The sequence below is a fragment of the Petrotoga sp. 9T1HF07.CasAA.8.2 genome (genome assembly GCF_002895585.1).
Classification (GTDB): Bacteria; Thermotogota; Thermotogae; order Petrotogales; family Petrotogaceae; genus Petrotoga; species Petrotoga mobilis.
Genome location: NZ_AZRI01000012.1, coordinates 20,162 through 33,512, shown reverse-complemented (window position 1 = coordinate 33,512; position 13,351 = coordinate 20,162). Strand labels below are relative to the sequence as shown.

Here is a 13,351-nt window from a genome sequence, read left to right as displayed (position 1 = left end):
GTTAGCCCCGTTGCAATAAAGCAACTAGAAGGAGGGGTAACTATGAACATACTTTTGGTTTATCCCGCTTATCCCGAAACATTTTGGAGTTTCAAACACGTGCTGAAATTTATTTCCAAACGCGCTGCTTTGCCGCCTTTGGGTTTGATTACAATAGCTTCTTATCTACCCGAAGAATGGAACATCAGGTTGGTGGATATGAATTGTGAAAAATTAAAAAAAGAAGATATATTAAATTCAGATTATGTTTTTATAAGCGCCATGGCTGTTCAAAGAGAGTCAGCGGTAAATGTGATCGAACAATGTAATGACTATGGCAAACCTATAGTTGCCGGTGGTCCTCTTTTTACAATGGAACCCGACACATTTCAAAATACTGTAGACCATTTTGTTCTTGGAGAAGCGGAAGAATTAATGGATGAGTTGGTTGAAGATATAAAAAATAACAAATTAAAAAGATATTATGCAAAACCTAATTTTTGCAATATTGAAACTACGCCTGTTCCCAGGTGGGATCTGTTAAATCTCAAATGGTATGGGTCCATGAGCATCCAGTATTCTAGAGGTTGCCCTTATAATTGTGAATTTTGCGATATTGCCGCCTTGAATGGTAGAAAACCCAGAACTAAGACAAGCGTACAGTTGATTCAAGAACTTCAATCTTTGTACGATGCAGGGTGGAGGCGTTCTGTTTTCTTTGTAGACGATAATTTTATCTCAAATAAATCAAAATTAAAAAAAGATGTGTTACCCGCAATAATACAGTGGCAAAAAGCTCATGGTTACCCGTTTTCTTTTTATACCGAAGTGTCTGTAGATTTTTCTAATGATGATCAACTCATGGACTTGATGTTCAAAGCGGGTTTTGACAGAGTTTTTATTGGCTTAGAAACCCCTGATCCGGATAGTCTACGAGAAGCTAATAAGTATCAAAATATTAAGCAAAATCTTGAAGAGTCTATCAAAAAAATTCAAAGTTTTGGTTTTGAAATTCAGGGAGGATTTATTGTCGGTTTTGACAGTGATAAGCCCACAATTTTCGATAAGCAATTCGAGTTTATTCAGAAAAACGGCATAGTTACCGCCATGGTTGGCATTTTAAATGCGCCAAGGGGAAGTGAATTATACTCAAGATTACTCAAGGAAAATAGATTACGGGGAGAAATAAGTGGAAACAATGTGGATATCAATACGAATATAATTCCAAAGATGAACTTGGAAATCCTAGTCAAGAATTACAAAAATCTTGTTGCTAAGCTTTATCAGCCCAAAAACTATTATGATCGTTTGAAGAAATTTTTGGTTAATTATAAGGTACCTGGATTCTCCAAGGCTAAGATAGGTTTTCAAGAAATTAGTGCTTTTATTAAATCCATCTTTATTTTAGGGATTGTTGGTAAAGAAAGAAAACAATATTGGAAAATGTTTTTTTGGAGTTTGTTTAAGAAACCTAAAGCTTTTCCAAAAATGATTTCTCTTTCAATTTACGGTTACCATTTCAGGAAAATTGCAGAAAATTTATAAGGTGAGAAAAGGTATGATAAAAAAGATAATTTTGGTTTTTGCATTTATTCCCGTTATAGTAGTCTCTTTTGCTGCAAATCTATCAAAAGATAATATGATTATAAATTTAAACGATAATACATGGATAACAAATCAAATTGCAGAAAAAATAAAAAGTATCGGAAGTTATATGTACAATATAAACATAAAAGATGCGATGTCTAACTCCATAAATATCAATGATTATGATGTAACAATGAATATATTTACAAATACTAAGGAAAATATCACAATTGCGTTTGGATACTTTGATGGCGGAGGTTTTTCATACTCTGAAGAATCTGGTGAAACTAGTGATTGGGTAGAAAAGTTTGCGGTAAAAACTCTGGAGACATTATCCATTCAAAGGTTTTTGTATGGAGAAAACTGGGATGTTTTACAGATCACTTTTTGGAAAGGGGTAGATGAATACCCTGTTTTTCAAAATAATAAGTTGTATCTTGTAAGCGACAGATATATTGGTAATAGGGAAATTTATATTTTTGACTTTAAAGAAGGTACACAAGATAAGATTCCATTGGAATATTCTGCTGAGTATTTTCCTGATATTTCCCCAAACGATGAGTATTTAACTTTTCAAACTACATTGTTTGGAAAATGGGATATTGTATTGTATAATCTAGAAACTGAGGAGATTCAAAAAGTAAGTCCGTCCGATAAGAATGCTTATTCACCATATTTTTATGATAATACTTTGATTCTATTCACTATGGATGAAGATGGTGGTCAGTGGACTGAAGTTTGGATTTATGACTTATACTACGATAAACTTGAGAAATTAACGGAATCAAAGGATCTTTTGAAATTTCGCCCCACCAAATGGGATGGTAACAAAATCAGTTTTTATGGTGTGGATCATCAAACGGCGAATATGAATGTTTATTTTGTTGACGAAGAAAACAGTATCTCACCGTTAATAGCACAACAAAATAATCAAACCGATAATTGGTCAAATGGTTCAGAGCTTCTTGTGTTTTCTGAGTTTAACGGAACCTATTTCAGTATATATGAATACGATGATGGAGAAAAAAGGAATTTATCAGGCATGTTGACAAATGACTGCTTCTATCCAACATATACACCCGACAAAAAATATGTTTTTTTTACTAATTATTATTCAGAATCTGATATTTTTGTTATAAACAGAGAAAAGATCAATATGAACGAACAATAAAACTCTATCGGAGTGATTTGAATAAACAACGAAAAGGTGAATGAAGAAAATTCCGACAAAAATGAGTATAAAAAAATTGCTAAAATCTTTGGATTAATTCTTTTGTTTTTTCTTTTTTTCTGGAATGCTTTGATGACTTTTTTTCTAATAATTCTATTGAATGCAAAAACAATTAAGAAATCTGTATTTGGGAACCTTCCATTGGAAGTTAAGAAAGGTTCCTATACTGATGCAATTACTGTGGAGTATAAAAAGGAAAAGTTACCTTTGAAATTAGATGTTTACTATCCTTCTAAAGAAAAAAGCAAATTTCCTGTAGTCTTTTTTGCTCATGGAGGAGGGTGGATAACTGGAAGTAGGAAATTATCAAGCGTTACCGCATGGGCAAAATTTTTAGCGAGTAGAGGATTTGCCGTTGTTGCAATAGATTACAGGTATAGCTATTTAAACAAATATGAAGAGTTGATAGAAGATTACCACGACGCCCTAAATTATATAAAAGATCATAGTGAAGAGCTGAGTTTAGACAAAGAAAATATCGTGTTGATGGGCACGTCCGCAGGCGGTACTTTGTCACTTTATTATGCAGCATATAATTCTTACTACAATCATTTTGAAAAGATGAAGGGAATAAAGGGAGTTGTGGCTTGGTACGCTCCATCGGATCTTTTAGATCTGTGGAGTAATCAAGTAGATTCTCTTTTTGCACAATTTGCAGTTACAACCACAATGAAAGGAACGCCTAAAACAAAATTTGAAGAATATAAGTTATATTCACCTATAAATTATATATCTGAAAGAATGGTTCCAACACTGTTAGTACATGGGGAAAAAGACGCTACCGTCCCTGTAACAACTTCTATAAAGTTAAACCAGAAAATAAAAGAATGTGGTGTTCCTTCTACATTGTTAATTCATCCAAAAGGGAAGCATTCTTTCGAATTAGAATTAAAAGATGTTTTAACCCAGAAATTTGTTGAAAAAACGGTGAGTTTTATTAAAAAAGTATGCCAAAATAAAGAAACTGATGATACATTAAATAGAAGAGCTGTTTAGAAATAAAGATCTACGAAGATGGGGAGATGAACATATGCTACAAGAGAATTTTAAAATAGATTTTAGTTATGCAAAACAAAATATAGAATTTACTCAAGCTTTCATAAATAAAGGTAAAAATTATAGAGAATCATTAATAAAATTTAATTCTTTATACAAATATAATAAAAAAGGTACCGAAACTAATGAAATCTATCTTTTTGAACCCCGAGGAAAGGCTTTGGGTGTTGCTTTGATACTTCATGGTTTGGGAACTAAAAACATTACCTATATCTTAAAAATGGGGCGATATTTTTCCAAATTAGGCATAAGGGCTGTAGTACCATTATTACCCGACAATTATACCAGAACATCTAACGGATCTATGAGTGGTAAAAATTATTTTTCTGCCGATATTTATACAACCTTGAACACCTGGGAACATGCGGTTGTTGACGTATTAAGTATCATAGATTTTTTGAAAGCGAACGCGCTTTGGCACGAGCGAAACTTCATGATAGGATACTGCCTTGGGGGCATGGTATCTGTTATCGCTAACGCTTTAAATCCTGAAATAAAGCACAATTTCATTATAGCCAGTGGTGGAAACATGGCTGAACTTATATGGGAATCACCTACATTGGAATTTACAAGAAGGGAATTGCTTAAAAAGAAAGACCAAATAGCTTATTTAAGCGATAGAGAAAGGCTAAGAAAGACCTTTCAAAACGATTTAAAGAGGATAGGAGAGTTTAAGAACATTCAAGAGTTTTTAAATTCAGATATACATCCATTGATGAAGGTTGATCCTGCAGCCTATGCCAAATTTTTAAACAGAGAAAAGGTAACATTCTTAGAAGCAGCTTTTGATAAAACCTTACCCAAAAATACAAGAAGGGTTCTATGGGAAAACTTAGGAAGACCTAGAAAGGTGACGGTCCCCATTGATCATATTACCTGGCTACCTTTTCAAAGGTTAATATCAAATATTATAATTAACGAAATGAGGTTCGAAGAAATTAAATACCGTTTCGCTAATTTAGGATATTTGGCTATTTTATCAAAGTGAAGTGATATTTCTTCATCAATTTTAACTTAGAAAATTCATGTTCATAGCGAGATATAAAAAATAAAGGCGTCGAAATTGAACGCCTTCATTTTTTCTTTTACCCTGCAATTTCTACATTTTACTTAGTTTACAATTTCTTCAGAGTAAAGATGACATTTCACTTCTCTTTAGTCAATTATGTCGATAAATCTTAAAAATCGAAACTTGCATTTAATTTAAAAAATAAAAAAAGATTAGTGGTAAAATATTGAAATAAGGTAGAAACATTGACTTAAAAAGGGGGAAATTGAATTTTGTTTAAACTCAGTAGAAATGGTAAGTTTAAATTTGTGAGCACTAAACACAACAAACAGATATTCGTTACTCCATTGATAACAGATTCACATTTACATATATTGGGATTGGGAGAAAAGCTGTCTCAACCGACTTTGGAGAAAAAGAAACTATCTGAAATTAAGGGTATTATAGAAGAAATTGTCAGTAAAAGACCGAATAAAATTGTTTTAAGAGGTTGGACCGAAGAATTTGCAAATCCTGATAAAAATTTTTTAGATTCAATAAACAGAGAAATCCCCATCATGTTGGTTAGAAGATGCGGACATTTTGCGGTTGTTAATTCAAAGGTTTTTGAGGGTATTGATTTTTCAGATTCAAGTAATTACGTGGATTTTGAAGAAGGAAAAATCAAAGAAAGTGCGATCGATAAATTTTATAAAACCTTTGGCCCTTTCACAGACGTAAAAAATAATTACGAGACCTCAAAGAGGTATTTAAAAGAAAAAGGGTATGGTTTTGTTCATTCAGATGATTTACATGGTATTTCTCAAGACGAGTTACCATTTACACACGATAATGATTTTTTTGTATATGAAAAGGTTGCCGTTAAGGGCTATAATGAGCTTTCAAAATATTATGAATCAGGATATTTTAATGAATTTAAATGTGTTAAAATATATTTGGATGGTTCGTTAGGTGCACGAACAGCTTTATTGCTTAATAAGTACACCGATTCTGATACGTATGGGGAAAAATTATGGGAAGATACTGAGTTAACTGCGGTTGTTGAATTTTGTGAAGATAACGGACTTCATTTAGCTGCTCATGCTATAGGAGATGGGGCTATAGAACAAATTTTACGAGTTTTTGAAAGAGTCAATCCTAAATTAAGGCATAGAATAATTCATGCTATTCTGCTTAGTTCTAACCAAATAGAAAGGATTAAAAAACATAACCTTATTGTAGACATACAACCTCAATTCATTGAATCCGATAAAGTTTTTATTGCAGATAGATTGGGTGAAAGGGTAAAAGATGCGTTTAGATTTTATGATTTATACAAGTCACAAGTTCCTCTTTTTATTTCATCAGATGCTCCAGTTGAAGAACCAGATTGGTTGAGAGATATTAAAAGATTGAAAGAAATAGGTATCCCTTACAATTATTCTTTGTATCAGCTTATCTATGGCCCAGAAACCATAGATAACATTGATAGGCAAGAAAGCATGGAAAGTAACGCTTTAATATTTCAGGACGATCCTTTTGTTGAAATATCTCAACCAAAGATCTATCAAAATGAAAATTAGATTTTGATTTTAAAAAAGTGCAAGTATTAGAATTTTAACGACAGTAATAATTACATTTTGTGAGGAGGTAGAGTAATGGAGAAATTAGCTTTAGAGGATTTTACAAAGTACAAATTTATATCGAACACAAAATTTTCACCGAATGGTAAAAACTTAGCTTTTGTTGTCTCTGAGATGGATGTCGATGAGAACAAGTATCTATCAAATATATGGCTTTACAATGTAGATAATAGAAAGACCAACAAACTTACTACTTTCAATCAAGAAAGTTCTTATGTATGGTTGGACGATGAGAATATCATCTTCTCAACGGTAAGAGAGGAAAAGGATAAAAAGAGGAAAGAAAAGGGAGAACCTTTTACAATTTTTTATATAATAAACATCAAAGGTGGAGAAGCTCAAAAATACTTTGAACTCCCGTTCTTTGCATCAGATATTGAACCCATATCTAAGGATAAGTTTGTTGTAACTGGTATTTACGACCCGAAATATAAGAATTTGGATAACCTTTCAAAGGAAGAAAAAGAAAAGGAATTGGATAAGCTCAAAGAAGAAAAAGATTACGAAGTTTTAGATGAAATACCCTTCTGGTCGAATGGCCGAGGATTTACCAACAAGAAAAGAAATAGATTATACATTTATACGTTAGAAGATAAGAAAGTTACCCCCTTAACAGATGAATTGACAAACGTAGAAGGTTTTAAATTAAATGAAGAGAAAGATTTAATACTTTTCATTTCCAACACTTTTAAAGATAAAATGGAAATAAGATCCGATCTTTATTTATATGACTTAAAGAAAGAAAGTTTAGAAAAATTAACTCATGAAGATCCTTTCAATTATGTATATGCAGACTTTCTCAAAGAGAAAATAATCTTCTTAGGGTCCAACATGAAAGAGTATGGAATCAACGAGAACCCAAAATTTTATTTGATGGACTTACAAACAAAAGAAGTGAAACAAATTCAAACTGATTTTGATTTTAGTACTTGGAGTTCTGTAGGTTCTGATTGTAGATATGGTTCTAATAGTGAATTCAAAGTGGAGGACAATTACCTTTATTTTGAAACAACAGAGTATGGAAATTCTTTCATAAATAGAATAGATGAGAGAGGTAAGAGGGAAAAATTAACCACACAAAGCGGATCCGTTGATGGTTTTGATGTATTTAAAGATCGTATCATCTTTGTGGGGATGAGAGATGTTAAACTTCAAGAACTATACGAATTAGCAGGCAATGAAGAGAAACAACTAACTACTTTCAACGAATGGGTAATAGGAGAAAAAACTTTATCTAAGCCTGAAAAAATAACCTTTCTTGGCAAAGGTGAGATAGAAATAGAAGGATGGGTTATGAAACCTGTTAATTTTGAAGAGAACAAGAAATACCCCGCAATCTTAGATATTCATGGTGGCCCAAAAACCGTTTATGGTGGAGATGTTTTTTTCCATGAAATGCAGTATTGGGCAAATGAAGGTTATGTTGTTATGTTTTGTAATCCCCGAGGAAGTGATGGAAGAGGGGATGAGTTTGCAGATATCAGAGGAAAGTATGGAACAATAGACTATGAAGACATAATGGACTTTGTTGATAAAGTATTGGAAAAGTTCTCTTTCATAGACGAAAATAGAATAGGGGTAACAGGTGGTTCTTATGGTGGTTATATGACCAACTGGGTAATTGGACATACTGATAGGTTCAAGGCTGCTGTTTCTCAAAGAAGTATAGCGAATTGGATAGCTAAATTTGGCACTACCGATATCGGTTACTATTTCGTTGAAGATCAACAAGCAGCCACCCCCTGGAGTGATTATGAAAAGTTATGGTTCCATTCACCTATGAAATACGCAGATAACGTTAAAACTCCAACTCTTTTTATACATTCGGAAGAAGATTACCGTTGTTGGTTGGCTGAAGGATTGCAGATGTTCACTTCACTCAAATACAATGGCGTGGAATCAAAATTGGTTATGTTCAGAGGAGAAAATCATGAGTTGAGCAGAAGTGGAAAACCAAAACATCGAGTAAGAAGATTAAAAGAGATTACCGCGTGGTTTGACAATTATTTAAAATAGTTAAATGTTTGTAGCTAACTTTTCACATTAAAAGGAGAAAAAGCATGAGATCAAAAACCAAACGCTTGGTAACTATATCGTTGTTATCTGGTATTTCTTTTGTTCTAGGATTTACTCCATTGGGATTTATCCCTATTCCTCCAGCGAATGCAACAACTATGCATATTCCAGTTATAATTGGGGCAATATTGGAGGGACCTATTGCAGGAATGGTTATAGGTTTGATATTTGGGGTGTCTAGTATAATTCAAGCACTTTTAAGACCGAATATATTGTCTTTTGCTTTTGTTAATCCTTTAGTTTCTGTATTACCAAGAATATTGATTGGTTTAGTTTCATATTATTCATACAGGTTAGTATTTGAACTTTTCTCGAGTAATAAAGAAAAAGTTTCAAAATGGAGAGATAGCGTATCTATTGGTGTAAGTGCTGCTTTAGGAACTTTTACTAACACCGCAGGTGTTTTAGGTATGATGTATCTCTTATTTGCCGACAGGATAGCTACCGCTATGGGAGTAGCAAGGGAAGCCGTAGGTGGGGTAGTGTTGGCTATAGGCCTAACAAACGGTATTCCAGAGATCATAATAGCGATTTTAATAACTGTTGGGGTAATCAGAGCGGTAAAAAAGGCAGGCTATTGATTATCTCATCATTTGGGTGGGATGCGGGGGAAGGGCGCTATAGCAACTTTTTTGATTTCTATAGACAACAAAAATTACAAATTAAAAGGAGGAGTCAAGTATTATGAAGAAATACACAGCTACCCACGAATATGTAACAATAGAAGGAAATATTGCAACTGTTGGGATTTCTGCGAAGGCTGCTGAAGAATTGGGTGATGTAACCTACGTTGAATTACCAGAAGTTGGGAAAGAAGTAAAAAAAGGTGAAGTCCTGTGCACCATAGAATCTGTGAAGTCAGCCGAAGATATATATGTACCTTTAAGTGGAAAAATTGTTGAAGTTAACAAAGATCTTGAAGACCAGCCGGAAATAATAAACGAAGATGCGGAAAATAAAGGATGGATTGTAAAAATTGAATTTTCTGATCAATCAGAGATCGAAGATCTTTTGGATGAAGAACCTCCAATGTAGACAAGTATGATTCAAAATTAAGGGCCCTTATTAAATGGGGTCCTTTTTTCTTTTGTTAACTTGAAGAAGCCAGACATAAAGCAAAAAGATCAAACTCCATAGAAATAACGGAATAAATAAAGAATTAAATTCAATTGGCTCCCAAAATGTAAAAAGATTTACGAAGTTTTTTATTGACAAAGCAAAAAAAGTTGAAAAAGAATGAACAAAATTGAAAGGCAATAATATTGAAAGAACGCTACATAAGATTAGTAATGAAATAGCAGGGGTTAGAATGGGCGTTATGAAAAGTCCAATCAAAGAAATTTCTCCAAAGTGTATCAACGCTATAGGAAATATACCGACATATGCCGCTATAGGAACAGATAAGGATCTAAAATATTGATTTTCTATATGGTTCATTGAAAATAAAATCATAAAAGTTGCTGCATAACTCATTTGGAAACTAACGTTCATAAGATTATTGGGGAAGAACAAAAGGTTGAGATATCCTATTAATCCTAAGATGTTGAAAGAGCTAACAGGAACGTCGAAAAGTCTGAATAAGTTTAAAGTGACTAAAAGCGATACAGCCCGTACAGAACTTGGGGTGAATCCGGTAAAAACCAAATAAAAAGTGATGATAGTGGAGTATAAGATGAGTCTTAAATTCCTTTTCAAGATAAAAAAGTTGAGAAAGAAACTGATCATCGAGTAAATTATGTACACGTGCATACCTGAAACGGCAAATAGATGCAAAGTCCCTGTTTTTTGAAATACCTCTTTATCCCGTATATTACCCATAAAAGAGCTCGTCAATATATCAAGTGCCTCGGTATTTTGAATGTTTTCAGACAATCTATTGGTTGCAAGATCTTTTATCTTCATAATCGAATTGTTGTTGGCAGGAGCCACATATTCAGCTCTAAGAAAATCGTTTTCAATGGTTCCGTATATGTAGACGTTTTTGCCCGTAGTGATGGGAACCGTACTGAATTCACCATAGTAAAATTTATAATAATTCCTGTATTTCTGCCATTGATTTTCATAATAGATTTTTCTTGAAAATACCGTATAATAATTTCCTCTTTTGTCTATAATTTTCCCTAAAATACCTGCTTCTGAATTGAGATTGATGGGAATGTATAACAAGCCAGGAAACAACAAGACACCGATTAAAAAGACTTTTAATTTATCTTTCTCAAAGAGTTTTAAAAGAAGAAGAAACAAAAAATAGCCTATTAATACTGCGGCTTTATTCAAGTAGGAAAGTACTAATAACAAAGAAAAGGCAATGAATAATTCAATAAAAAAGGGGAAGGTAACTTCAGTTTTCTTTTCTATACTTTTACCCCCAGTAGATAGAAATCAGAAGTGAGATTATCAATCAGGAATATAATAAAATTAATTCAAAAAACAAAAGGATCGTAAAACACGATCCTTTATTCTGGTGCCGGGGGCGGGACTTGAACCCGCACGAGTGTAAATACTCATATGGCCCTCAACCATACGTGTCTACCAATTCCACCACCCCGGCGAAAAAGTTATTTATGTCAATATATCAAAATTATTATACACTACGTTATAGGCTTTGTCAAGAGACCGTGGCTATGTCATACACTTCACCATTTTTGATAACAGTTTGAGTGTGGTTTACTCCGAAGTGGTATATTAAGTATTCTATATTTGGAACATCGAAAATCGCCATATCAGTTTTTTTACCTACCTCCAAACTACCAATTTTATCTTCTAATTTCAGTGCACAAGCCGCATTAATAGTAACCGATGTAATTATTTCCTTTGGATTCATATGTAATTTTATTGCCCCAAACGTCATAACCAATTGTAAATTTTCTGTAGGCGAACTTCCTGGGTTATAATCGGTCGATAATGCAATTGGTATACCAAGTTCAATCATCTTTCTGGCGTTTGCATACTTCTCACTTTGTAAAAAGAAGGTTGTTGTAGGAAGAAGGGTAGCTATAACGTTGTTCTCAGCCATTTTTTTCAAGCCTTCATCACTTGCACCTACCAAATGATCTGCTGAAACGCAGCCTAACTCAGCAGCTAATTCGGTACCTCCTAAAGGTTCTATTTCGTCTGCGTGAATTTTGAGGAATAGACCGTGTTCTTTTGCAGCAGAAAGTATTTTTCTGGATTGATCAACTGAGAAAACTCCTTTTTCACAGAATACATCACAAAATTTAGCTAAATTTTTTTCTGCTACATACGGGATCATTTCAGTTATGAGTATATCTACGAATTTATCGACGTTGTCTTGGTACTTTTTAGGTACGGCATGCGCCCCCAAAAATGTAGGAACCAAATCTATGGGGTGGATTCTATTGAGTTCTCTTATGACCTCAAGCTGTTTCAATTCTGTGTCAAAGTCATCAAGCCCATAACCGCTTTTTGCTTCAACGGTTGTTACTCCGTAAGACAACATTCTATTTAAACTCTTTTCTGACTTTTCAAGTAATTCTTCAAAAGATGCCTTTTTAGTTGATTCAACGGTGTCGTATATTCCTCCCCCAGAACTTAAAATATCTAAGTAACTCTCACCTTCTAATTTTTTAAATAATTCATATTCCCTTGAGCCACCATGGACCAAATGAGTGTGAGAGTCTATTAAACCGGGTGTTACAGTTTTCCCTTGGGCGTTTATAATTTTTGCATCTTGAGCTATTTCTATGTCTTTTGGCAAATCACCACTTCCAACGTAGATAATCTTATCTTTTGAAGCAGCAATTATGCCATTTTTTATTAAGCCAATTTCTGACATTTCCTCTTTCTTTCTTGGTCTATTAGGACCTCTCATCGTTATTAAATTTGAGATGTTTTTTATTATTAAAGTAGCTTTTTCGCTCATATCAATCGCCATAAATCCTATTCTCCAAAACTTTGTCATAACTGAAATCTTCTAATTTTAAAAAGTAATCAGCTGTATCAACAAGGGCATTCAAAGGTACCAACCCAACTATTTCACTTCCAACAACGTTCACTCCATACCTGTTCGCTTCATTTTCTATCACCTGAAATACCCTGTACAAAGGTGTTTTTGTGTAATCAACCATATTCATGGAAACTTGGACTATATTTCTTTCTTTCAATTCAAAACCCAACGCTTTACAATATTTAAATCCTCCACTTTTACCTCTCACAGCTTGGGCTATCTTTTTTGCAATGTCTATGTTGTTGGTATTTAGGTTCACGTTGAAAGCTATCAAAGGCATCCTTGCCCCCACGGCGGTAACTCCTGCACTTTCATGCGGTTTATCTGGGCCAAAATCTGGTTTGAACGCTTCTTGTTTTAACTTCTCAAACATTCCTTCGAACTCGCCTTTTCTTATAACAGCTAAATCCTCTCTTTCAGGTCGGCTGGCTGATTTTTCATACAATATTACGGGGATATTCAACTCTTCTCCTATTCTTTTTGCCAATTTTTTAGAGTACTCTACACACTCTTGCATCGATATGTTTTTAATTGGAATGAGCGGTATGACGTCTGTAGCCCCCATTCTTGGATGTTCACCTTTGTGGGTTCTCAAATCTATCAATTCAGCCGCTTTTTTACAAGCGTTAAAAGCTGCTTCTATTACTTGATCTGGTTCCCCCACAAAAGTAACTACGCTTCTGTTGTGGTCTCTGTCCATAGAGTAATCTAATAATTTTACTCCTTCTTGTTTTCTTATTTCATCTACAATACGCTCTAATTTTTCTTTATCTCTTCCTTCACTGAAATTTGGAACACATTCTACAATTTTGTTCAAAGTATCT

11 protein-coding genes and 1 tRNA gene are annotated in these 13,351 nt (G+C 33.7%); 8 read left to right on the top strand and 4 right to left on the bottom strand.

Annotated elements, in window-relative coordinates:
• Positions 1–42: 42 nt before the first annotated feature.
• The 8 genes from X925_RS02370 (at position 43) to gcvH (ending at position 9,595) form a co-directional block, all read left to right on the top strand.
• Positions 43–1,524: a B12-binding domain-containing radical SAM protein gene (locus tag X925_RS02370; protein WP_103065156.1), complete on the top strand. Its 1,482-nt coding sequence runs from the start codon at positions 43–45 to the stop codon at positions 1,522–1,524.
• Between the two features lie 13 nt (positions 1,525–1,537).
• Entirely contained in the window at positions 1,538–2,737 is a 1,200-nt protein-coding gene (locus X925_RS02365) for a hypothetical protein (protein WP_103065155.1), read from the top strand.
• A 132-nt stretch (positions 2,738–2,869) separates the two neighbouring features.
• On the top strand, positions 2,870–3,793 hold the full coding sequence (locus X925_RS02360) for an alpha/beta hydrolase (RefSeq protein ID WP_233186677.1): 924 nt from the start codon (positions 2,870–2,872) through the stop codon (positions 3,791–3,793).
• A gap of 34 nt (positions 3,794–3,827) precedes the next feature.
• Positions 3,828–4,841 carry a dienelactone hydrolase family protein gene (locus X925_RS02355; RefSeq protein ID WP_121959019.1) on the top strand — a complete coding sequence of 338 codons (1,014 nt, stop codon included), beginning with the start codon at positions 3,828–3,830 and terminating at the stop codon, positions 4,839–4,841.
• A 293-nt stretch (positions 4,842–5,134) separates the two neighbouring features.
• The gene (locus X925_RS02350; protein ID WP_158245193.1) at positions 5,135–6,424 is read left to right on the top strand and encodes an amidohydrolase family protein; all 1,290 of its coding nucleotides are present in this window, start codon (positions 5,135–5,137) and stop codon (positions 6,422–6,424) included.
• 75 nt (positions 6,425–6,499) lie between these two features.
• Entirely contained in the window at positions 6,500–8,500 is a 2,001-nt protein-coding gene (locus X925_RS02345) for a S9 family peptidase (RefSeq protein WP_103065151.1), read from the top strand.
• A 44-nt stretch (positions 8,501–8,544) separates the two neighbouring features.
• On the top strand, positions 8,545–9,141 hold the full coding sequence (locus X925_RS02340) for an ECF transporter S component (protein ID WP_012208096.1): 597 nt from the start codon (positions 8,545–8,547) through the stop codon (positions 9,139–9,141).
• Positions 9,142–9,244: 103 nt separating this feature from the next.
• Positions 9,245–9,595: a glycine cleavage system protein GcvH gene (gene gcvH / locus X925_RS02335; RefSeq protein ID WP_103065150.1), complete on the top strand. Its 351-nt coding sequence runs from the start codon at positions 9,245–9,247 to the stop codon at positions 9,593–9,595.
• A 30-nt stretch (positions 9,596–9,625) separates the two neighbouring features.
• Here the strand turns inward: gcvH and X925_RS02330 are convergent, their stop codons facing one another.
• The 4 genes from X925_RS02330 to ftcD form a co-directional block, all read right to left on the bottom strand.
• A complete protein-coding gene (locus X925_RS02330; RefSeq protein WP_103065149.1) occupies positions 9,626–10,804 on the bottom strand; it encodes a ComEC/Rec2 family competence protein in 1,179 nt (392 codons plus the stop codon).
• Between the two features lie 218 nt (positions 10,805–11,022).
• A tRNA-Leu gene (locus X925_RS02325) sits at positions 11,023–11,111 on the bottom strand.
• Between the two features lie 57 nt (positions 11,112–11,168).
• Positions 11,169–12,482 carry an imidazolonepropionase gene (gene hutI / locus X925_RS02320; RefSeq protein WP_304465925.1) on the bottom strand — a complete coding sequence of 438 codons (1,314 nt, stop codon included), beginning with the start codon at positions 12,480–12,482 and terminating at the stop codon, positions 11,169–11,171.
• The gene (gene ftcD / locus X925_RS02315) at positions 12,445–13,344 is read right to left on the bottom strand and encodes a glutamate formimidoyltransferase (protein ID WP_103065147.1); all 900 of its coding nucleotides are present in this window, start codon (positions 13,342–13,344) and stop codon (positions 12,445–12,447) included. The genes hutI and ftcD overlap by 38 nt, the downstream gene beginning before the upstream one ends.
• Positions 13,345–13,351: the final 7 nt, after the last annotated feature.

Coding starts and splice junctions, on each gene's coding strand:
- X925_RS02370 (WP_103065156.1), top strand. CDS start 43: ATGAACATACTTTTGGTTTATCCCGCTTATCCCGAAACATTTTGGAGT.
- X925_RS02365 (WP_103065155.1), top strand. CDS start 1,538: ATGATAAAAAAGATAATTTTGGTTTTTGCATTTATTCCCGTTATAGTA.
- X925_RS02360 (WP_233186677.1), top strand. CDS start 2,870: ATGACTTTTTTTCTAATAATTCTATTGAATGCAAAAACAATTAAGAAA.
- X925_RS02355 (WP_121959019.1), top strand. CDS start 3,828: ATGCTACAAGAGAATTTTAAAATAGATTTTAGTTATGCAAAACAAAAT.
- X925_RS02345 (WP_103065151.1), top strand. CDS start 6,500: ATGGAGAAATTAGCTTTAGAGGATTTTACAAAGTACAAATTTATATCG.
- X925_RS02340 (WP_012208096.1), top strand. CDS start 8,545: ATGAGATCAAAAACCAAACGCTTGGTAACTATATCGTTGTTATCTGGT.
- gcvH (WP_103065150.1), top strand. CDS start 9,245: ATGAAGAAATACACAGCTACCCACGAATATGTAACAATAGAAGGAAAT.
- hutI (WP_304465925.1), bottom strand. CDS start 12,482: ATGACAAAGTTTTGGAGAATAGGATTTATGGCGATTGATATGAGCGAA.